This is a genomic window from Reichenbachiella ulvae (assembly GCF_025833875.1).
Lineage (GTDB): Bacteria > Bacteroidota > Bacteroidia > Cytophagales > Cyclobacteriaceae > Reichenbachiella > Reichenbachiella ulvae.
In genome coordinates this window covers 5,021,621-5,044,438 of the sequence record NZ_JAOYOD010000001.1, presented here as the reverse complement: position 1 = coordinate 5,044,438, position 22,818 = coordinate 5,021,621, and the positions used below count along the sequence as shown (strand labels likewise).

Sequence of the window (22,818 nt, the reverse complement as noted above, 5' to 3'; positions counted from 1 at the left end):
TTTGAAATAAGAGGGTTTAAGCTAACAAAACAAAAATAGGCTGGACATAGCCAGCCTATTAATTTATTAAATCTCACAAAGTTCTTTCATCATTATTGTGCAGCTGACCATTCAGGGTTCTGAGTCAGATTTTCTGCAACATCAATAGCTCTCAAAGGAATTGGGAACACTTCGTGCCTATCCTGAACTGTACCAGTCACTAATGTAGAAACGGTTCTTACCTCATTGGTGAAAAATTCATTCATCACTTCAGGTAATATTCCCCATCTAGTCAAATCAAAGTATCTGTGACCTTCCATGGCCAATTCCAACTTTCTCTCGAATCTTACAAGCTCCACGGCATTAGCTGCAGTAAAATCAGTCGCCGTGTAAAGAGCAATACTATAATTAGCTGCATCGTTCGTTGGATTAGCTACATCTTTAACAGTTGTCATATCAATGGCTCGTTGTCTCACGCGATTCACCAATGCCATCGCTCCTGCCGCATCACCTAGTTCCGCTTTCGCTTCTGCTGCCATTAGCAATACATCAGCAAATCGAATCACATTATAATGAAGACCTGGAACCTGCTGTCCCCAGCCTGCAGTACCGCGAGTATTATCTTCACCAGCTTTGTAGGTATTCTTTTTAGGAAGATAAGGTCCAGCATCTGCCTGAGCTCTTACCCAGTCGAAACCCACATGCTCTCCCCAACCATTGTAGTCTATCCCTCTTCGGCCTACTGTATAGTCAATTCTCGGGTCCAACTCGCCCGCATATGGAGTAAATGGATCTGCAGAAGCTACACCATAATCATTATCTATATCCGAATTATTGTATGTGTTTGGTTGTGGAAGTCCACCTGTAGTTTTAAAAGCATTAGCCAAATCCTGTGTTGGCTGATAGAATCCACAGCATGAACCATAAGGTCCTCCACCTGGGAAATTCAACTCTCCACCTTTGTTACCATTACCGTTGTTGGTAGCACCATCATTCGCTTCATGTTGAATAGAGAACACTACTTCTATACCATTCTTACCCGCTCCATTGAAATTATCTACAAATTCAGCATTCAAATCATACGGTCCATTGTTGATCACATCATCAAGAATCGTCTCTGCATTGGTCCATTCCTCTTGATAGAGGTGAACCTTACCCATATAGGCCTTAGCTGCCCATGAATTGGCTCTACCCGGTCCAAGATCTTCAGGAAGGTTTGTGATTGCAAATTGAAAATCTGCTTCAATCTCATCCCACAATGGACCATTATTAGCCACGTCAGGATTTTCAATCGTTGCTATCTCATCAATATAAGGAACATTTCTCCAAATACGAGTTAACTCAAAATTGAAATGGCCTCTCAAGAAGCGAGCCTCCGCAATCTTCTGAGTCAAATCTACATCAGTGATACTGTTTGCTAGATTGATTACAGCATTACATCTATTTACACCTGCATATAGACCTTCCCATTTCAAAAAGAAATAGTTGTTACTGGTTGACCAATTGCTATAAGTCTGTAGATCATGAAGTATCGCCTGGTCACCATTCGTACTTCCTTTATGTGCCTCATCAGTCAAGACATCTATCCACCAGTTGTCTCCTGATCTTTCCCTGTTCTGTCCGTCAACCGAACCATCCAGTATACTATATGCAGCAGTCAATAGCAGATCGACTCCTGTTTCATTTTGAAGAGATTCATCACTAAGGGTACCTTTTTGCGTCCCTTTGAGAAACTCATCGCTACAGCCCATGCCTATGATAGCTGACAGAACTGTTAGAATGAATATTTTTATATTTTTTTGCATTTCTTTAGTTCTTTAAGATTAAAAATCAACACTTAAGCCTATAAGATAAGTCTGAGAAGTAGGGTAGCTACCGAAATCAATACCTGTATCAATATCATTGTTATTGAACCTTCCAATTTCTGGATCCAATCCACTGTAATCAGTGATGGTAAACAAATTAGAAGCTTGTAGGTAAATTCTTGCTCTCGACATCCCTACTGTAGAGATGATATCTTCTGGAAGAGAATAACCAATCTGCAAGTTTTTCAATCTCATAAAAGAGCCATCCTCTACATAATAACTACTTGGCTGTGTTTCATTATTTTGAACACTTTGGCTCAAGGCAGGAACCGAACCACCTGGGTTATCTGTCGGATGGAATGCATCCAATACCCTTCCACTTCTGTTACCATTGTAAAATGTTGGGAAATCTGTCAAAGCTTTGGTGTAGTTATAAATTTCATTGCCTTTAGACCCATTAATGAACAAGGCTAAATCAAAGCCTTTGTATTGAATATCAAGGTTAAACCCATAGGTAAAATCTGGGTTAGGGCTACCTAAGGATTTTCTATCCATATCATCAATTGAACCATTGCCATCCAAATCTGCATATTGGAATCTACCCACTCCATCGGCATCCGTGGCAAAACCATGATCCGGCGCAGCAGCTACTTCGGCCTCAGATCGGAAAATCCCTACTACCTCTCTACCGTAGAAAGAAGAAATAGGCCCCCCTACTTCAGAATTGGTAAAAGTGATGCCTCTGATATTACCGCCAACCAATGAATTGTCCTGCTCATCTGTTTTCAATATTTCATTTCGATAACGAGACACTTTTAGACCCACTTGATATTTCAACTCTGAGCTACTAGAATTATTCGCATAAGAAAGTGCCAGATCAATACCCTTGTTACTTATTTCACCCAAGTTGAAATAAGGATTAGTCGGTGCATAAGGTCCTGTGGTAACAGTAGGAGGAGCTATTATATTATCCTGACTGACAATGTCAAAATAATCAAAAGTGAACTCAACATCTCCACCCAGCACGGCGACATCCAAACCTAAGTTTTGCTGCACTGAAGTCTCCCAAGTCAAGTTAGGGTTACCAGGGTTTTGAAGAATAGCACCTGGTGTGTTAGCCCCACCAAAATTATAAAATGCGTATTCATCATTCAGAACACTTATATTACTAACAGGATTGGCAGTCGGTAAAGATTGATTACCCATCTGTCCATAAGACCCTCTTACTTTTAAATTCGCAATAAAATCAGGAATAAAAGCTTCTTCACTCAACACCCAACCCAAACTGAATGCAGGAAATACCCCAGTATTGTTTCCTTCTAAAAACCTAGATGTTTCGTCTCGTCTCAGAGTTGCTGAAAGTAGATACTTATTGGAGAAATTATAACTCAACTTACCAAAATACGAGAACAAAGAAGAGCTTGTACTCGAATTAGAACCTTGAGGTGCACTGATAGGACCTGTTCCAGCACCAATCAATCGGAAGTCCACTACATCATCACCAAGCAAGAAGTTAGTTTGCTGAATAACTGAGATCTCAAATGAATTTTTGATAGCCTCTACACCTCCAAAGAAAGAGACTGTATGGTTACCAAATTTCTTATCATAAGAAAGGTAATTCGACCAAACATATCCAGAACTTACAAATTTACCTGTCGACAACATATTGCTAGTAATGGCTTCACTATGCTCAGGATTCAAGGCTGTGTAGATATTTCCAACCCCTGTTCTGTAATTTACCCCGATGTTAGATTTTAATACTAACCCATCGATTGGTTCCACTTCTATAAAAGCATCACCATAAACTCTAAGATTTGCATTGTCGTTATCTTTTGCTCTAGTCATTACAGCCACTGGGTTTTGCGCATTACCCAACCCAGCTGAACTTGCAAATGTTCCAGCAAAATTTCCACCTTCATCATAGACAGGCATCAATGGACTGGCTCTGTAAGCCAATGCAATAGGACTGTCATCCCCATTCATACCTGGCTGCAACACTTGATTAGAATATGCTAAACTTAAATTCTGACCAATTCTTAATCGATCGTTTATAGCAAATTCGGTATTGGCGCGTCCAGTGTATCTGTCATATCCTGTCCCTAACAAAATACCTTCTCTCTCCATGTAACCCATGGACATCATGTATTTGCTAGATTCGGTTCCACCATTCACTGATAAATAGTAATTCTGATATCTCGCATCATCGAACAACTCGTCGAACCAATCAGTACCATTGCTAGTTCTTGCGAATCTGTTGTTGTCTGCATCATATGGCTGAGAGGAATCGAATCCAGGCTTACCCATAAATTGAGACAATTGTGGAGTATCACCATCACCGAACTGTGGATGTCCCCAAGCATCATCCGCACTGGTCAAACCATCATTTTCCATACTTTGCCAGAACACTTCACCTAGTTGCTCAGAATTAAGCATGTCGGGAAACTCTATTGGAGTTTGAACCCCATAAGACATATCAAATGTTACGGTTGGCTTGCCTGCGTTATAAGAACCCTTTCTGGTCTTAATTACAATTACACCATTGGTAGCTCTGGCACCATATACAGAAGCCACTGCTGCATCTTTCAATACCGTTACACTTTCTATATCACTTGTATTAAGATCTGTAAGAAAGTTCGGATCATTGGTTTGGAAACCATCGATGATATACAATGGATCATTGTTACCCGTAGTTGCGATACCACGTACTCTTACAATAGGAGCTTGTCCCGGGCTACCATCAGAAGTAACAGTAACACCAGTTAAACGTCCCTGGAAACCTTCGGCTGCAGATGTAGATGGAATAGAGAAGGCCTTCTCGGCATCTAAAGCATCAACAGATCCAGTAATGGTTTGTTTTGATTCAGAAGAATAACCTGTCACTATCACCTCTTCTAGTGATGCCACATCTTCTTCCATGGTAATGTTAATCACAGATCTGCCTCCGATAACTGCTTCCTGGGCCTTCATCCCAATGAAAGAAAATACCAAAATATCATCTGCTGAATTGGCTTTCAGGGAATAGTTCCCCTCTGCGTTTGTAACTGTACCTTGAGAGGTTCCTTTAATAAGAACACTCACCCCAGGTAATTCTTCGCCCATAGTGGAGGTAACCTTACCACTAATAGCTATGTCCTGCGCCATGGCACTATACCCAGATAGTGCCAGTAGCAACAGAGACATTCTCATTAGGCCATGCAACCTAACCTTAGTTTGTCTAAGTTTAATCATGCTAATAGATTTAAAAATTAGTAAATAGATTTAGTAATAATCGTATTCCAAACTTCCTTTTTAAATCATGGATTAGCACACGGGATTTATCACAAAGGGATGGGGTAATTGTTTCACACCCTGCTTAAATCACTCTATTTAAGGATTTTATAAGGTTTTTTCAGTTACCCCTTGCGAATATTCAGAAGGATTCATCCCATATTGTTTCTTGAAACAATCCCTGAAATACTGCAAATCATTGAATCCTACTTGATAGGTAATCTCAGAAATATTCAGTTCTCCTTGCTTGATGAGTTGCGCTGCTCTTTTGAGTCGAATGGTTCTGATGAATTCATTGGCTGACTGCCCAATCAGACCTTTGAGTTTTCTATATAGCTGCATGCGACTCATCCCTAGCTCTTTGCCCAGATCGTCTACATAAAATTCCGAATTAGAAATATTCTCTTCAATGATAGAAACGGCTTTTGTGATGAACTCTTCATCGCGCGAAGCAATTTTTACATTCTTAGGTTCTATATTCAGCGTATTGTTATTGAGCTGCCCACGGATTTGATCTCTGGTATTGAGTGCATTCCTTACTCTAAGACTCAGCAGTTTGGGATTGAAGGGCTTGGTAATATAATAATCTGCTCCTAACTCGAATCCATCCAAGGCACTGTCATTGGAGGCCTTGGCTGTTAATAGAATTACCGGAATGTGACTGGTCTTCACATCCGACTTGATGCTTTTGCACAACTCAAAGCCATCCTTACCAGGCATCATCACGTCAGTAATGATCAAATCCGGAATCTGTTCTTTAGCTGTCTCTATTCCTTGTACCCCATCTTCAGCCTGAATAACCCGGTATTCTGAATTCAAGATCCCTTTGATGTAGGTTCGAATATCAAGATTATCCTCTACCACTAATATAAGAGGTAGTTTTTTATCCTCTTCTTCTTCCAAGGACTCATTGGAAGAAGAAGACTGAATCACCGATTCCTCCAGTTCGTACACCCCTTGGTTTTCTCGACTCACCATGACAGCTGTCTGCTCTTGATGCTCAAAATCTTCCTCATCAAAATGAGCCTTTCCTTTGAAAAGGTGCACCTCAAAACTGGTCCCTTCATTTTCACGACTAGTAAATTCTATATGACCATGGTGTAGCTCAACCAACTCCTTAGTCAAGGAAAGCCCAATACCGGTACCTTTGCTTTTTTTCTTTTTATTGTCCCGAACTCTATAATAACGATTGAAAATAAAGTCCTGTTCCTCATCTGGAATTCCAATCCCGTCATCTTTCACCTCTAAAATCACCTTGTCAGGAAAGTCATGAAGCGCTACCTCTATCTTTCCAAAATCATTGGTATACTTAAAGGCATTGGAAAGCAGGTTAACTGCTATTTTCTCCAACTTATCCCTATCAAAAGACAATTCTACAGGTTTAGAGGGCATAACCACCTTAAATGCCATATTGTTTCTATTGGCCATGGATGAAAAGGAATGGATGATTGGTTTCAGAAACTCATTGACATTCATGGTTACTAGTTCTAGTCTCATCTTTCCAGACTCTAGCTTAGACAACTCCAATAGCTGATTGATTAGATTCAAAAGGTTTTCAGCATTGCGGAGCATCATGGCGACCTGCTCTCTGGTACTATTAAAATCCCCGTTTTCAATCATGGCTTTCAGTGGCCCCAGAATTAGGGTCAGAGGAGATCTAAACTCATGGGAGATATTGGCAAAAAAGCTGGACTTCATCTGATCCAATTCTTGCATCTTGGACAATTCCATATGCTCCAGCACCAGTTTGGTTTGGAGTCTTTCCCTATTCAAAACAGTCTGAAAGGCATAATAAAGAATCCCCATAACCAACAATCCATAGAGTAGGTAGGCCCAAATCGTAGCATACCATGGCGGACGAATAGTAATGGCCAATGATGCATGCTTCGTACTCCATTCTCCACCATTATTGGTTGCTTTCACCTCAAAAACGTAATTACCAGGAGGAACATTCGTATAGTAAGCCTCACGTCTGCTTCCAGATTCTTGCCATCCCTTATCATAATTTTTTAATCGATAAGCATATTGATTTTTTTGCGATTGATTAAAGTTGATCTGAGCAAATTCAAAATTGAAATCATTTTGATTGTAGTTCAATTCTACCTGAGCATCGATCATCAACTCACCAGAATATTGAATATCATCAATTTTCTTAACCGACCGGTTAGATAGTCTAAAGTCCACAAGGTAAACCTGTGGTTCATCAAAATCGTCAGACACCTGACCAGGCTCTATCACGTTGAACCCATCAACTCCACCAAATAACATCTGACCATCGGACAGTTTAAAACTAGAATGCTTAAAAAATTCCATGGCCTGAAGACCATCATTTAGATCAAAATTCCTAACCTTCCTGGTCTCTGGATCAAATCGAACGATCCCTTTATTGGTGCTAATCCAAAGATTGTTATTTTCATCGATCTGCATCGAGTGTATGACCTCATCTGCAAAACCGTTTTCTTCGCCATAATGGACAAAGGTTTGATTCGTTTCATCATAAAGATTCAAACCTCCAGAACTGCCTACCCAGATCCTACCCTTCGGATCCTCTATCACACATTGAACCGTGTTGTTACTTAAGGTCGTACTGTCATCCTGATTATAATAGAATCGCTTGAATTTACCTCGTGAAGGATCAGTCAAAACATTGAGACCAGCCCCTTCGGTACCAATCCAAAATCGACCTTTACTATCCTCGAATACATGTCGAACATCATTAGAACTGATAGAGCTTGAATCATATTCGTCATGAGCATAGCTTTGAAAAACATCACTCGCAGGATCATAGTACAACAACCCTCCCCTAAAAACCGCAAACCAGATGCGCCCTTGAGAATCCTCCTTGATTGCAAATACATTTTCACGGTCTCTCTGTAAATCAAAATTGTGTTCCATCTGAAAGGGCACAAAGTCCTTTTGCCCCTTTTTCTTAACCAAAGCTCCGCCTTGCCAATTCCCAATCCATACCGATTCGTTTCGATCTATCATCACACTCAGCACTTCATCCACCATATTCGGATTACTCTCTTTTCGATAGTGTTTGAAGGTATCCTTTTTCCTATCCCAATAATCGACTCCTCCACCATCTGTGGCGATCCAAACATTTCCTTGATCGTCTTCATAAAAAGAGCTGACAGCATTATGCGTCAAGGATTGCTCATCATAAGGGTTGTGCTTGTATACCGGAAACTTCCAATTTCCTTCATCCAATTTATAGAGTCCCTTATTAAAAGTACCCACCCAAATGATACCCTGAGAATCTTCCATCAGCGCCCATATAGAATTGTTTTTGATGCTGTATTCACTTTTGGACTGACTGGCATACCAGTGATGATCACCCGTTTCTAAATCGACTACACAGGCTCCATGATTTTCACTACCTATCCATAGTCGATCCTGGCTGTCTTCTAGTATAGTCAAAACAAAAGGGTCCTCTCCTCTATTACTCTTAATAGGCAGATGTTCAAATTCATATTTACCCGATCTATTGTAGGTGACTTTATCCACGCCTCGATCCGTACCTAACCACAGGGTACCATCATTTCCTTTGGCAAAGCACCGGATGATATTGGACTGAGGGCCATTGTCTCCATCCTTCATAAAATGAATAAAGCGCTTCGTATTGTTATCAAAAAGATTCAGTCCCCCGCCCCAGGTAGAAATCCATAAATTGCCTCGATCATCCCCTACTATGCCAGTTACTTTGTTTGAGGAAATTCCCCAGGCGTCATTTTCATTATGGCGATATTGAACAAAGACCTGTTCCTTCTTCTTCCACATGAATACTCCTCTATGTTCTGTACCCATCCATATATTCCCTTCTTCATCTTCGTAGAAGGTATTGATGGTTGATGTCGCTAGTTCTAGCGGTTCTTTCTTAGAAGGTAGCTTGGTGAATGTTTCGGACCTCTCGTCGTACACACAGTACCCTCTTGCCAATGTACCAATGATGAGTTTTTGATTTTGGGTCAGGTATAAACTCCTTATATAATTGCTGCAAATAGACAAGCTGTCTTCTCCATTGAACATGAAGGTTTTCATGTTGATCCCATCATAGCGATTGAGTCCACTTCGTGTACCGATCCATAGCAGGTCATTTTCATCCTGAGCCAATGCGGTCACCGTGTTTTGAGACAGTTCCTGTTGGATAGAAACGAACTGATAATCCGAAACACTCTGCTGGGCATTTATAGACGGAGCAATACACCAATAGAAAAGAAAAAATATCCTCGCTGCTTTCATAATACATTCTTTACCGTAAATATTTTCAAAATATTCCTTAGTGCGAAGGGGCTGAACAAATCACCTATGTTGTTTGGTATATATACCTCTCTACTCAGGATTTAGCCTCCAGCATCTTTGTGACACATATTTTTATTAATGTAGTTCACAAAAAATGATTTCAAAATATACAAAGAATATCGCGGCATTATTAGCGATTTCATTATTCTGTTTGATAGGATGCGAAACTCCTAGTTCACCGACTAGCGAGACAGCTTCATCATCAGCGAAAGATGAGCGAGTGGTAGAGCTCCTCAAAAAAATGTCTGTTGAGGACAAAGTGGGGCAGATGACTCAGATCACTTTGAGCATGCTCATGAAAGACAATCAACTCAATATCGAAGAGTTGAAAAATGCCATTATCAACAAAAAGGTAGGATCTATCCTCAACGTAAATGGTGTTCCGCTTTCATTGGAAGAATGGCATGATTTACTGACGACCATTCAGGACATTGCTACGAAAGAGACGGAACTTCAAATCCCTATTTTATATGGAATTGATGCCATACACGGAACTACATATACCAAGGGTTCTACGCTATTTCCTCACAACATAGGAATGGGTGCGACCAGAAATCCAGCACTGGTAAAAGCCTCCGCCAAAATCACTGCAGCAGAAACTCGCGCCTCAGGAATCCGATGGAATTTCGATCCGGCTCTTGGGATTGCCAGACAACCGCTATGGGCTAGATATGAAGAAATGTATGGGGAAGCCACCGTGCTTTCTTCTGTATTAGGCTTTGAAGCAATCAGAGGCTATGAAGAAGATGGTTTGGATCAAATATCAGCCGTGGCTTCATGTATGAAACACTATTTGGGTTACTCAGTACCACTGAGCGGAAAAGACCGTACTCCGGCTTACATACCTGACACTCAACTGAGAGAAATCTTCCTACCTCCATTCGAGGCAGCAACATTGGCTGGAAGTAGTACTGTTATGATCAATTCTGGCGAAATCAACGGCATCCCAGTTCATGGTAGCAAATACTACCTGACCGACATCCTGAGAGGTGAGTTGGGTTTTGAAGGACTGGCTGTATCAGACTGGGAAGACATCATTCGTCTACATAGCAGACACAGAATAGCAGCTACTCCTAAAGAAGCGGTGAAGATAGCCGTAAACGCTGGAGTAGACATGAGCATGGTACCGGTAGATTATAGCTTCTTCGACTTGCTAGTTGAATTGGTCAATGATGGCGAAGTACCCATGAGTCGCATCGACGAAGCGGTCTACAGAATCGTAAAGCTTAAATTCGACCTGGGTCTTTTTGAAAATGCTTACCCGGAAGAAGAAGCCATTGCTCTTTTTGGCAAGGATGCTTACAAAGAAGTAGCGCTTAATGCAGCGTTAGAATCTATTACCTTGCTGAAAAATGATGACAAAACCTTACCTCTCAAAGAAGGCGGAAAGGTATTGTTGATGGGACCTGCTGCTAATAGCAAAGGAGCTCTTCATGGATCATGGTCTTACACCTGGCAAGGAAGCGACGAGAATCAATTTCCAGAAAGTACGATTACAATCAAGCAGGCTTTAGAAAATAGAATTGGAGCAGCTAATGTGATTTCCAATTCTACCAATGATTTCGAAGACCCGAGCAACACAGATATTGCCTTTTTGAAGCAGAATGCAGCCAAAGCTAGAGTCATTATTTTGGCAATCGGTGAAAAGTCCTACGCTGAATCTCCAGGAGGAATTCATGATTTGAATTTGAATGACAATCAAATCATGTTGGCAAAAGCGGCCTACAGCACAGGCAAGCCAGTTGTACTGCTACTTGCACAAGGCAGACCGCGTGTCATCTCAAAGATCGTAGATGGTGCTGATGCCATTGTAAATCTCTATCGTCCTGCCAGTCAAGGAGCTGAAGCCACTATGCAGATATTGTATGGAGATGTGAACCCTTCAGGAGTTTTGCCTTTTTCATATCCAAGATACTCAGGTGATGTAGTACTGTATGATCGCAAACATACAGAGGAAGTAACTGAGTTCATTCCAGACTCTTATGGAGGAGGCGGATACAATCCTCAATGGAAATTTGGACATGGTCTGAGCTATACCACTTTCACATTTGGAGAAATTCAATTGGATAAAAAATCTTACACCAAGAGTGATGAGATAAAGGTAACTGTAGAAGTAAGCAATACAGGTGATCGTGCTGGTAAAGTAGCAGTTGATCTTTTTGTATCTGATCTCTACGCCTCGGTTACTCCTAGCTACAAAAAACTCAAAAAGTTCACTAAGATTTCCCTGGAAGCGGGTGAAAGTAAAAATGTGTCCTTTACACTCACTGCTGATGACCTAAGCTTCATCAATGCAGCCAGTGAAAAAACAGTAGAAGCAGGGGAGTTTAGTGTAAGTGTTGGTGATAAAAAATCAAATTTTGAATTGAAGTAACCCTTCAGTTTGATTTGGTTTTCGCTTTTTTGATTTTAACACTTAATAAAAGTACCAACCTACACTTTCCCTGTTTCTCATTTTAAGAAAAGAGGGTAAGCCGGGAGGGACACAGGATTGAACATTCAGCAGAGTTTTAAGTTTTGATCTTAAGAATGACCCAAGACTAATTTAAATCCTCTAATAAATGTAAAGCCAATCGAGTTCTCCCTGGCTTTTTCCAAAGACTGGTTAATCAACAGTTCAGTTTTTCATTCAACTAAAAGCCCCGAACCTACTTGGTTCAGGGCTTTTTTTTAGGGTCCTCTTAAAACAAAAAGCCTCTGGCAGAATTCTACCAGAGGCCTTCCATTTTTATTATTTCAACTATCAGTTAGCTGCTTTGAATTGATCAAATTCTGAAGTCTTCTCCACTCTTGGGAAGATATTGTCTTCAGTATTAACGTCAGCTGTTTCTTCCTTTGGATCGATCACGATATTGGTCACTTTCTTTTCTTTGACAAACACCTTCTTGACTACATTTTCATTCATTCTCCAGATTTCTGCTGGGATATACTCAGTCTCTACACTTCCATCTTCGTAAGTCCACTCGATGATGATCGGCGTTACCAAACCACCTTTGTTAGAGAATGTCAATTCATAGAAGTTCTTGTTTTCATTGGCCAACTTCACTGCATCGTCATCCACACGATTCATGAACTCACGATAACTTCTATCAGAGGTGTTTTGGAATTCGAACACATCCGCTTCATCAGCAAACTCAAAAACCTTTTCACCAGACTCAGAATTTTCTTCAGACACTTTTTTGCCTTTCTTCCCTTTCTTAGGCTTATTTTCCACTGTCTCTTCAGGAACACCCATTTTGTACCAGGTCACCTTGTCCAGGGACACATCCACATGATCCGTTGTATAAAACCAACCCTTCCAGAACCAATCCAAATCAACTGCAGAAGCATCCTCCATTGTACGGAAGAAGTCTCCTGGGCTCGGTCTCTTGAATGCCCATCTTTCAGAGTAAGTTTTGAAAGCATAATCGAACAACTCTGGCCCCATAATGGTCTCTCTCAACACGCTCAATGCCGCAGCTGGCTTGCCATAAGCATTGTTACCAAACTGAAGTATCTGCTCAGAATTAGTCATGATAGGACGGATAAACATTTTATCTCCTTTCATATAGTCCACTATCAACTTAGCCTCTCCTCTTCTCAAAGGCTTCTCTGGGTAGTACTCCTTTTCAGTCAAAGATTGTACGAATGTATTCAACCCTTCGTCCATCCAGGTCCACTGTCTTTCATCAGAGTTGATGATCATTGGGAAGAAATTGTGACCCACTTCGTGGATAATTACACCAATCATTCCCCATTTCAAACGATCAGAGAACTCACCATTCTCATCAGGACGACCATAGTTGAAACAGATCATCGGGTACTCCATACCTATAGACGCTGTATGAACGGAAATCGCTTTGGAGTAGGGGTACTCGATGGTGTGCTTAGAATAAGTCTTGAGCGTATTTACCACCGCTTTCGTAGACTCATCTTCCCATAGTGGGTTTCCTTCTTTAGGATAGTAAGACATGGCCAATGGCGTCTTGTCACCAATTTTCACCGCTTGCACATCCCAGATAAACTTACGAGAGGCAGCAAATGCAAAATCACGGATATCATCTGCCTGGAAAGTCCAGGTTTTCTTAGCAGTTGATCTTGAAGATTCGTTGGCAATCGCTTCCTCTTCAGTCACGATGAAAACTGGTTTGTCAAAAGTTTGCTTAGCCTTTTCGAATCTCTTCAATTGAGTAGCAGTCAAAACTTCTTTTGGATTCTGTAGCTCTCCGGTAGCAGCCAACATAAAATCAGCAGGAACCGTCAAATTCACTTCATAATCTCCGAATTCCAAAGCAAACTCTCCACGACCAAGGAACTGCTTATTTTGCCATCCTTCCAGGTCATCATAGACTGCCAATCTTGGGAACCATTGTGCAATGGCATAGAGGTAGTTATCATCTTTTGGGAAATACTCGTATCCTGATCTACCCCCCATGTTCATTCTGTCCTGAACGAAGTATGACCAAGCGATCTTGAAAGAAACACTCTCTCCACTCGCCAATGGCTCTGGTAAGTCTACTCTCATCATGGTTTTGTTGATCATGTATGGAAGCGCTTTATCCTTCGCATCCTTCACATATTCGATATTGAATCCACCTTCATAGTCAAATTCTTTGGTCAAATTCTGCAATGACTTTCCTGACATTGAGGATTTCATTTCTGATGACTCGACTAACGGTGTGTCTGAATCCTTTCCACGCATATTTTGATCCAACTGTACCCATAGATACCCTAATTGGTCTGGGGAATTGTTGGTATATGTGATGGTTTCTTTACCGATGATCTGATGAGTTTCATCTATCAGCTCCACATCGATATTGTAATCCACCTTTTGCTGCCAATATTTGACCCCTGGAGCTCCAGATGCATTTCTATAATCGGTAGGAGTAGGCAACATAGTACCTAACTGCTCAAATTTCTGATCCCATTCTCCCTGTGCCCAAGTAGTCAAGGGCAGCAGCGCTAGGGCTACAATCAAAATTCTCTTCATATAATTCATTATTTAAGTAGAATCCTCAGTGCTCACGCACCTCCGTATTATTTATAATTAATCACCAAAATTTAGTCTCTATCATCAAGGTCAGGGCAATGGCTGCAACTCCCGAAGAAACTGCCAGTATCCAATCGCGTCTTTGCACATGAACAAAGAAATTGAGCACGGCAGCAACTCCCATGAATATCAAAACAATCAATATCTGACCAAACTCCAATCCTACATTAAAGGCAAAGAGTTGGCCAATGATTTCGCTATCCTTTCCCAACAATGCCTTCAGGTAATTCGAAAATCCCATGCCATGTATCAATCCAAAAAACAACGCGAAGAAATAATTCGTTCGAGAGGTTTTAGAATGAAAATCTGTGTTGCGCTTGAAAATATTTCCAACCGCAGTGATAAAAATCGTCACAGGAATCAGGAATTCGATAATTGAAGAATTGACACTGATCACATCTAAAGTCACTAAGGCCAGGGTCAACGAGTGCCCTAAAGTGAAAGCCGTAACCAATATCAGGACCTTTTTCCACTCCGACACCTGATAGATCGTACATAGTGCGATCACAAATAAAATATGATCATAGGCCGTAATATCCATGATATGCTCTCGCCCCAACCCAAAATACAGCTCAAAATCTGTCATCTCTTTCCAATCACCGTTCGTAAAATACCTTCATCAGCTGGACCGATGTTTGCTTACATTTGCCCAAGCTATTATTGTAAACATAATTCAAAAAGCCATTTCAATGACGCTCTATTCATTTGTGTTGCTAATAAATTATATAAGCGGTATGCTCATGCACGATTTCCATGTATCGGTCATCGATTTGGAGCATGATACTAAGGCCCAACGACTGGAAATCAGTCAAAGAATATTCATCGATGACATGGAAAAAGCCCTCATCAATTTTGACAAGGACAAAGAGTACAACATCATAACGACAGAGGACTTTACTGAGCTCAACCCACTGATAGAAAAGTACATGCTTGAGCGCTTCAAAATCTATGTAGACGACAAAGAAGAAGAGATCAGTTACCTGGGCTCAAAGGTAGAAGGCGATGTGCTGATGTGCTTTATTGAGGTGCCAAAAATCAAAAAGATGAAATCCCTAAGAGTGGAAAATCTAGTTCTTTTTGAAATGTTTTCGGATCAGATTAATCTAGTGCACATCACTACGGAGGCTGGAAAAAAAAGCTTGAAACTAAGCGTTCGCCAACCATCCGACCAGCTGGATTTCAAATAATTAGAACTCTGCCAAGCGCTCCCACTTCTTATTGATGTTTTTTAGAAGTGTGAAACCCTTCACATTCATTACTGCCTCGAACTCCCTCTGAGAAAATTCTTCCATCACCTCGGGGAATAGAGATTTTTTCAAATCCCGAAAAGCAATGGTAATGTGGGGGTGAAAGCCCAGATCCTTGTAGGTATCATTAAAGATATTCAACTCACGACGCACATGGTCAGACAATTGTTTCTGAAGCAGACGTAGAGATTCGTTCTCATCCACATGAATAAACACCACTCTTGGCGGAAAGAAATCGAAATTCTTTAAACTAACCGCTATCGGAAAAGCCTTAAACTCGAATTGACTGATCGCCTGAATCAACTGCTGTTCACGATCTTCTCTCCACTGAAAAGGCATATGAAGCGTGATATGCGGTGGTGATTTGAGGGCAGCTTGTGAATGATACTGCTCTGCCGCTGATAATTTTATCTGGTGAATCTCCTTTCGCAAGCCCTCCTCGGGGATTATCGCTAAAAAATACAAATTCTTCTTAGCCATCGGCAAGTGATATGTTTAGACCTTCGCTGCAGTTTTGACAAATATCGATATTGGATCGGGATTTGAGTATAGCCCGACGAAAATTTTGATAAGAATCACTCGTCCATATTTCTTTCATGCTTTGTTGATTCAAATCACCCAGCACATGAGCCGCATCCTTGTCAAAGCAACAGGGCACCACTTTTCCATCCCAGGTTACCACACAGCTCTGCCACATCTTCCAGCATTCATTCAATAAAGGATTTTTCAACTCAAATTTCCCGTCTGATTTGCGTCTATATCTCGAAAATTTCTGGTTCGTTGGGATGAGATCAGAGCCATTTTCAAAATCATAGATTTGCGCAGTTTTAAATTGAATTTCATCTACCCCTACTTCCCTGGCCAGTCGTCGGGCCTCTTCGATCTGATGTTCATTGGGCCCCACCACCAAAAATTGAAAGATCAAATGAGGGGTCCTGCTTCTCAACCTGTGCTTTTCTTTCACCATGTTTCGGGTTCCCTCTAGCACTTTTTCCAACTTACCTCCTATGCGATAGTCTTGATAAGTCTCCTGTGTAGTACCATCTATGGAGATGATCAATCGGTCAATTCCTGACCTAACGGTAGCCTCTGCGTTTTCACGATCCAAATAATGGGCATTGGTACTCGTGGCAGTATAAATGCGCTTTTTGGAGGCGAAAGAAACCATATCCAGAAACTCAGGGTGCAGAAAAGGCTCGCCTTGAAAATAAAACGCCAGGTAAATCAGATGATCCTTCATCTGCTCGATCGACTGCTCAAAAAAGCCTCTATCCAGCATCCCAGTTGGTCTGGTAAAGGAACGCAAACCGCTCGGGCACTCCGGACACCTCAAGTTGCAGGAAGTCGTCGGCTCAAAAGCAATACTCAAGGGTAAGCCCGGTTGAACAGGCTCCGTTGTGCGACGGCTCTTCTCATAACTACGCCAGACTCGCCATGCATTTTGCAGTTTGGGATAATCTACCTTGGACAGCAGATTAATATAATCTCTTACTTGTGACATTCTTAGGGCTAAGTCTGCATTTTAGTTGATATAAAATTTGATTCAAAAATTGCGTCCTGTTAATTTACCATCCAAACAGACTCAATTACATGTTGCGCTATCACTCCCTATTATTTCTTGTTTTAATCCTATTTTGTGCTTCGACACTTCAAGCACAAGCACCAACCCTTAGCGATAAATCAGAAGTGATCCTGATGACGATGAGCCCGGGACAGGAAGAGCTGTATTCGGCTTTTGGACACAGTGCGCTCCGCGTTCGTGATGAGCCTAATCGCATAGACATTGTTTTCAACTACGGCATTTTTGATTTCGATCAGCCCAATTTCTATCTCAACTTTGCCAGAGGTAAACTGCTATACAAACTAGGTACGGGTCCTTACTCACGCTACAGAAGATACTACATGAGTATCAACCGAACGATCATAGAGCAAAGCCTCAATCTGAATCAAGAACAAAAGCAGGCCATTTTCGATCGACTGATTGAAAACGCAAAGCCTGAAAATGCCGACTACTACTACAACTATTGCTACGACAACTGCGCTACAAAAATCCGTGACGTCATCAACGCCACACTGGGAGATAAAATCAAATACAACTACAACTACGCCAGAGACTCCATGAGTTACAGAGACCTGATGGATCGCTACCTCCATGAGCAGCCCTGGGGTGATGTGGGGATCGACTTTTGTCTAGGACCCGAGATCGACAGAAGAGCGGATGGACCGGCATATATGTACATGCCCGAATACCTCAAAATCGCTCTAGATGGTGCAACTGTAAGGAACGATTCGACGCAAATTCCGCTAGTAAAAGAAAAGAAAACCATCAATGTAGCCGCAGACCAACCGAGTATGGCCAGTGCCATTCGTCCTTTCCATGTCTTTGTTTTGCTGTTTTTTGTTGTGGGGATCTTCATCCATCGCAGCATGAAATACCAAATGAATTATCGATTTGTCGATGTGATCTTGTTTGGTGTGACAGGAGTATTAAGTATTTCCTTACTATTCCTGTGGTTTGGAACCGACCACTTGTCGCAGCATAACTATAACCTGATTTGGTGCACCCCACTGAATCTAATTGCGCTCATACTATTGATACGCAAAAAGAAAATCAAGGCTCTCCGATACTATTTTATCACCTATGCGATTGTATTGATTGGACAGATTTCGTTGAGTGCTGCTCTTCCTCAGCAGCTCAATGATGCCTTTATCCCATTGTTACTGGCACTGATGATTCGAAGCTTTTATCTGGGATATTGGTTGAAAAACGTAGATCAATAAAAGAACAATAGAAAACCAAGCAATCCCACGATAGAGACACTGATTATCGCTGCTTTGATCTTTCTTCTGATTTCCCTTTTTCTTCTGTATTGCAGTTTCCGATGAAGCTCTGCCATGTATTCAGGAGTGGCCTCCTTAAACACACGGGGTTTCCTGGAAATGATATAATCGGTTATATAAGATTTATCGAAGTTCTTGTAAGTTGCATTACCATCTCCTCGTAATAACTGTCTATTGTTCTTGTTCGTTCCTGCAGCCCACCTAGCAAATCCTTCTCCTCCCATATAGTTAATGTTGTTTAGATCAAGATAGAAATTTTCCCACATCCTTACAAATAGGGAGACTTAGTAGCTCTCCTTATCGCTTGGAAAATTCTGATCCTTTACGTCTTTGATGTAGGCTTCTGCGGCTTCTTTCATCACTTGACCCACATTGGCATATTGTCTCAAAAATCTAGGCTGGAATTCCTGAGTTATTCCAAGCATGTCATGCACGACCAAAACCTGACCATCTACATGCGGTCCTGCTCCTATGCCGATGATTGGAATAGATACTTCTTCAGCCACACGTTTGGCCAGTTGACTTGGGATTTTCTCTAGTACGATGGCATAGCAGCCACACTCTTCCAGGATTTTAGCATCTGAGATCAACTTCTCTGCTTCTTCTTCTTCTTTAGCTCTTACGGTATAGGTACCAAACTTATAGATCGACTGTGGCGTTAACCCTAGATGCCCCATGACTGGCACACCTGCCGTCAGGACTCTTTCGATACCTTCTCTCACCTCTGCTCCCCCTTCGAGCTTCACACTGTGCGCACCCGATTCTTTCATGATTCGAATGGCCGACTCCAAAGCCTGTCTAGAATTGCCCTGATAGCTACCGAATGGTAAATCCACCACCACAAAAGCGCGTTTAATCGCTCTTACTACACTTTGGGCATGGTAGATCATTTGATCTAAAGTAATTGGGAGAGTCGTCTCATTACCTGCCATCACATTAGAGGCAGAATCCCCTACAAGTAACACATCCACCCCTGCCATGTCTAATATCTTGGCCATAGAGTAGTCGTAGGCCGTTAGCATGGAGATTTTCTCTCCACGGTTTTTCATCTCTTGCAGTTGGTGAGTGGTGACACGTTTAATGTCAGAATTGTGTACAGACATAGGGGTATAATGTTATAAGTCTAAGTTTCAAATTTAGATCAAACTGAAGCTTTAAACTTTAATTTTTAGGACTTAATTCGCTTTCCACTTGATATTGCAGCCCATACTCGGGAACTGTCCTCGATCAATTGGCAAGCCATCTACGAGCATATCTAAGGCTCTCCTCAAATCTTCTCCTGTCACAGGTTGGTTGTTGCCCGGAGTAGATGGATCCATTCTGCCTCGGTATACACACGCATCTGATCCATCAAAAACATAAAAATCAGGCGTACAGGCTGCCTGATAGGCTTTGGCAATCTCCTGTGATTCGTCGTAGAGATACGGAAAACTGAAACCATACTTATCAGCATGCTCTTTCATCAATTCTGGAGAATCATCCGGATAGTTCTCTACATCATTAGAACTGATCGCTACAAACCCCAATCCTTTTTCAGCATACTCATTCGCTATTTTCACTATTTCGTCCTGGACGTGAATCACATAGGGACAGTGGTTGCAAATGAACATGACGACTGTGCCTTTGTTTCCCTTGATATCTACAAAGGTCTTGTCAGTGGATGAAACAGTATCTGGAAGCAAAAATGCCGGGGCTTGCGTCCCCAAAGGCATCATATTGGATTCGGTTCTTGCCATGTGAATTTTAGTTAAGAGTTATTAGGGGAATAATAATAGGGTTAAAACTATTCCTTTGTTTAACAAAAAAGACATCAGAGCTATGCTCCAATGTCTTTTTTCATTTCTTAAAACACGATTGATTAACAGTACTCATCGAAAACGTTTACCAAATGATCAGCGATCATTTCAGCACTACGACCTTCGATGTGATGTCTCTCTACAAAGTGCGCCAATTCACCATCCTTGAAAAGCGCGATAGATGGAGATGATGGAGGGTAAGGTAGCGTAAACTCTCTTGCCTTCTGTACAGCCTCTGCATCTACACCAGCGAATACAGTTGCCAAATGACTCGGCTTCTTCTCGCTATTGGCTACAGCCATTTTCACTCCTGGTCTGGCAGCACCTGCCGCACATCCACATACAGAGTTAATCACTAATAGTGTTGTTCCTTTATGCTCAGTCAAGTGACTGGTAACTGCATCTGCAGTTTTCAATTCTTCAAATCCAACTGAGGTCAAATCCTCACGCATTGGGGCTACTAATTCTTCTGGGTACATAATTTTATTTTGTCTGCTGGTCTGCTGGTTTGCTGGTCTTCTCGACAGATCTTAATAGACCAGTTGACGAGAGGACTAGCCGACTAGTCGACCATGATTACATAAATCCTAATTCTAACTTGGCAGCTTCAGACATCATGTCTGTTTCGTATGGAGGATCAAAAGTCACCTCTACATTCACATCACCGATGCCCTCAATTCCCTGAATCTTCTGCTTAATCTCATCCGGAATCTGCTCAGCGGATGGACAGGCAGGAGAAGTAAGTGTCATCAACACATATACAGAGTTGACTGGGTGAATGCTGATCTCATAGATCAGACCCAGCTCGTATACATCCACAGGGATCTCAGGGTCATAAACCTGCTTGATCGCCTCTACTACTTTGTCTCTTAAATTATCTTCCATCTTAAGCCTCGATTTTTGCTTTCAATGCCAATGCATATATCTGCATTTGCTTTATCATCGCAGCAAATCCATTGGATCGCTGAGTCCCGATGAAACGGTTCATTCCGATGCGCTCCTTAAAGAACAAATCGGCATTCAAAATATCGTCCGGCGTCTGCCCAGACAAAATCGTCAACAACAAACTCACCAAGCCTTTGGTAATCGCCGTGTTGCTATCTGCTTCATAGACGACTTTATCGCCATCAAGTTTCGCATGAAGCCAAACTTTTGACTGGCATCCCTTGACAATATTTTCATCAGTACGCTGGTCTTCAGGGAAGTCAGGCAATTTACTCCCTAGCTCCATGATATAACCGATGGTCATTTCCATGTCGCCATCCAGCATTTCAAAATCTTCTATAATTGACTCTTGAATCGAACTAATAGTCGCCATATTACTTGAACATTTTAATGGCAGACTTTAAAGCCTCCACAAAAGTTTTAATTTCTTCTTTGGTATTATAAACAGAGAAAGAAGCTCTAACAGTTCCTTCAATCTCAAATCTCTCCATCAACGGCTGAGCACAGTGGTGTCCCGTACGTACTGCAATTCCTTTGGCATCCAGTATCTGTCCCAGATCGAAAGGATGAACCCCATCGATCAGAAAAGAAATCACACTTGCCTTATTATCTGCGGTACCTATAGCCTGAAACCCTTCCACCTCTGACAACAGCTCAGTAGCATACTCTAGCAACTCATGCTCATAGGCTGCAATGTTTTCCAAGCCTAACTCTGACACATAATCCAAAGCTGCCTTTAGCGCAATCACCTCACCGATATTAGGTGTACCTGCTTCAAACTTGTACGGGATATCATTGTATGTCGTACCTGAGAAACTCACATCTTTGATCATCTCTCCTCCGCCTTGATACGGCGGCATAGCTTCTAACAAAGCTCTTTTACCGTACAAAGCCCCCACACCAGTAGGACCATAAACCTTATGAGCAGAAAAAGCCATGAAATCACAATCCAGGCCCTGCACATCCAAAGTAGCATGAGGAGCAGCCTGTGCTGCATCTATTAGCACCTTCGCGCCTACACCATGTGCTTTGTCAATGATCTCTTTTACCGGATTGATAGTACCGAGCGCATTCGAAATATAATTGACCGATACTAATTTGGTCTTGTCCGAAAGCAGCTTGTCATACTCCTCCATGATCAGCTCTCCCTTGTCATTTACAGGGATTACCTTTAATACTGATCCCTTTTCCTCACATAGGATTTGCCAGGGAACAATATTGGAGTGGTGCTCCAATCCTGATATGATGATTTCATCTCCCTCACCTATGAATTTTCGTCCATAGGTAGCAGCCACGAGGTTAATCCCTTCGGTGGTTCCTTTGGTAAAGATGATTTCTTCTACTTCGTTGCTATTTAGGAATTCTGCCACAGCCTTTCTCGTGTTCTCGAAAGCAGTAGTTGATCGCTCTGCAAGCGTATGAATCCCTCTATGTATGTTGGCATTGTCCGTATTGTAGTAATGCGTCAATGCATCTATCACAGATTGAGGCTTCTGAGAAGTCGCCGCATTGTCAAAATAAATCAAAGGTTTCCCGTTGACTTCCTGATGCAGGATTGGAAAGTCCTTTCTTATTTTTTCAATATTCAAATCTGTCGTTACCATATA

General features: G+C 41.6%; 17 protein-coding genes. 3 read left to right on the top strand and 14 right to left on the bottom strand.

The window, feature by feature from the left end:
- Positions 1–92 precede the first annotated feature (92 nt).
- The 3 genes from N7U62_RS20775 to N7U62_RS20765 all read right to left on the bottom strand — a co-directional run bounded on the left by N7U62_RS20775 (position 93) and on the right by N7U62_RS20765 (position 9,293).
- Entirely contained in the window at positions 93–1,784 is a 1,692-nt protein-coding gene (locus tag N7U62_RS20775; RefSeq protein WP_264140039.1) for a RagB/SusD family nutrient uptake outer membrane protein, read from the bottom strand.
- Between the two features lie 18 nt (positions 1,785–1,802).
- Positions 1,803–5,012, bottom strand: coding sequence for a SusC/RagA family TonB-linked outer membrane protein (locus N7U62_RS20770; RefSeq protein WP_264140037.1), 3,210 nt, complete (start codon positions 5,010–5,012; stop codon positions 1,803–1,805).
- Between the two features lie 147 nt (positions 5,013–5,159).
- A complete protein-coding gene (locus tag N7U62_RS20765) occupies positions 5,160–9,293 on the bottom strand; it encodes a two-component regulator propeller domain-containing protein (protein WP_264140036.1) in 4,134 nt (1,377 codons plus the stop codon).
- Positions 9,294–9,447: 154 nt separating this feature from the next.
- Between N7U62_RS20765 and N7U62_RS20760 the strand changes: the two genes are divergently transcribed.
- Positions 9,448–11,727: a glycoside hydrolase family 3 N-terminal domain-containing protein gene (locus N7U62_RS20760; RefSeq protein ID WP_264140035.1), complete on the top strand. Its 2,280-nt coding sequence runs from the start codon at positions 9,448–9,450 to the stop codon at positions 11,725–11,727.
- Between the two features lie 369 nt (positions 11,728–12,096).
- Here N7U62_RS20760 and N7U62_RS20755 read toward each other — a convergent pair whose 3' ends face one another.
- Both N7U62_RS20755 and N7U62_RS20750 read right to left on the bottom strand, forming a co-directional pair.
- Entirely contained in the window at positions 12,097–14,322 is a 2,226-nt protein-coding gene (locus N7U62_RS20755) for a M1 family metallopeptidase (RefSeq protein WP_264140034.1), read from the bottom strand.
- A gap of 61 nt (positions 14,323–14,383) precedes the next feature.
- Positions 14,384–14,968 (bottom strand): HupE/UreJ family protein, encoded by a 585-nt coding sequence (locus N7U62_RS20750; RefSeq protein WP_264140033.1) that lies wholly within the window; start codon positions 14,966–14,968, stop codon positions 14,384–14,386.
- A gap of 154 nt (positions 14,969–15,122) precedes the next feature.
- On the opposite strand from N7U62_RS20750, the gene N7U62_RS20745 reads away from it, so the two are divergent.
- A complete protein-coding gene (locus N7U62_RS20745; RefSeq protein ID WP_264140032.1) occupies positions 15,123–15,569 on the top strand; it encodes a DUF6702 family protein in 447 nt (148 codons plus the stop codon).
- Here N7U62_RS20745 and N7U62_RS20740 read toward each other — a convergent pair whose 3' ends face one another.
- Positions 15,570–16,109 (bottom strand): 2'-5' RNA ligase family protein, encoded by a 540-nt coding sequence (locus N7U62_RS20740; protein WP_264140031.1) that lies wholly within the window; start codon positions 16,107–16,109, stop codon positions 15,570–15,572.
- On the bottom strand, positions 16,102–17,130 hold the full coding sequence (locus N7U62_RS20735) for an SPASM domain-containing protein (protein WP_264140029.1): 1,029 nt from the start codon (positions 17,128–17,130) through the stop codon (positions 16,102–16,104). Before N7U62_RS20735 ends, N7U62_RS20740 begins: the two co-directional genes overlap by 8 nt.
- A gap of 89 nt (positions 17,131–17,219) precedes the next feature.
- Between N7U62_RS20735 and N7U62_RS20730 the strand changes: the two genes are divergently transcribed.
- Complete coding sequence (locus N7U62_RS20730; RefSeq protein WP_444875408.1) at positions 17,220–18,410, top strand: lipoprotein N-acyltransferase Lnb domain-containing protein; 1,191 nt, start codon at positions 17,220–17,222, stop codon at positions 18,408–18,410.
- Here N7U62_RS20730 and N7U62_RS20725 read toward each other — a convergent pair.
- The 7 genes from N7U62_RS20725 to N7U62_RS20695 form a co-directional block, all read right to left on the bottom strand.
- On the bottom strand, positions 18,404–18,694 hold the full coding sequence (locus N7U62_RS20725; RefSeq protein WP_264140027.1) for a hypothetical protein: 291 nt from the start codon (positions 18,692–18,694) through the stop codon (positions 18,404–18,406). The genes N7U62_RS20730 and N7U62_RS20725 overlap by 7 nt on opposite strands.
- Before the next feature lie 60 nt (positions 18,695–18,754).
- On the bottom strand, positions 18,755–19,573 hold the full coding sequence (panB, locus tag N7U62_RS20720) for a 3-methyl-2-oxobutanoate hydroxymethyltransferase (protein WP_264140026.1): 819 nt from the start codon (positions 19,571–19,573) through the stop codon (positions 18,755–18,757).
- Between the two features lie 72 nt (positions 19,574–19,645).
- Positions 19,646–20,206 (bottom strand): thioredoxin family protein, encoded by a 561-nt coding sequence (locus N7U62_RS20715; protein ID WP_264140025.1) that lies wholly within the window; start codon positions 20,204–20,206, stop codon positions 19,646–19,648.
- A gap of 122 nt (positions 20,207–20,328) precedes the next feature.
- The gene (locus tag N7U62_RS20710; RefSeq protein WP_264140023.1) at positions 20,329–20,745 is read right to left on the bottom strand and encodes a BrxA/BrxB family bacilliredoxin; all 417 of its coding nucleotides are present in this window, start codon (positions 20,743–20,745) and stop codon (positions 20,329–20,331) included.
- A 97-nt stretch (positions 20,746–20,842) separates the two neighbouring features.
- Positions 20,843–21,151: an iron-sulfur cluster assembly protein gene (locus tag N7U62_RS20705; RefSeq protein WP_264140022.1), complete on the bottom strand. Its 309-nt coding sequence runs from the start codon at positions 21,149–21,151 to the stop codon at positions 20,843–20,845.
- A 1-nt stretch (position 21,152) separates the two neighbouring features.
- The gene (locus N7U62_RS20700) at positions 21,153–21,584 is read right to left on the bottom strand and encodes a SufE family protein (RefSeq protein WP_264140020.1); all 432 of its coding nucleotides are present in this window, start codon (positions 21,582–21,584) and stop codon (positions 21,153–21,155) included.
- A 1-nt stretch (position 21,585) separates the two neighbouring features.
- Entirely contained in the window at positions 21,586–22,815 is a 1,230-nt protein-coding gene (locus N7U62_RS20695) for a SufS family cysteine desulfurase (protein ID WP_318840733.1), read from the bottom strand.
- Positions 22,816–22,818: the final 3 nt, after the last annotated feature.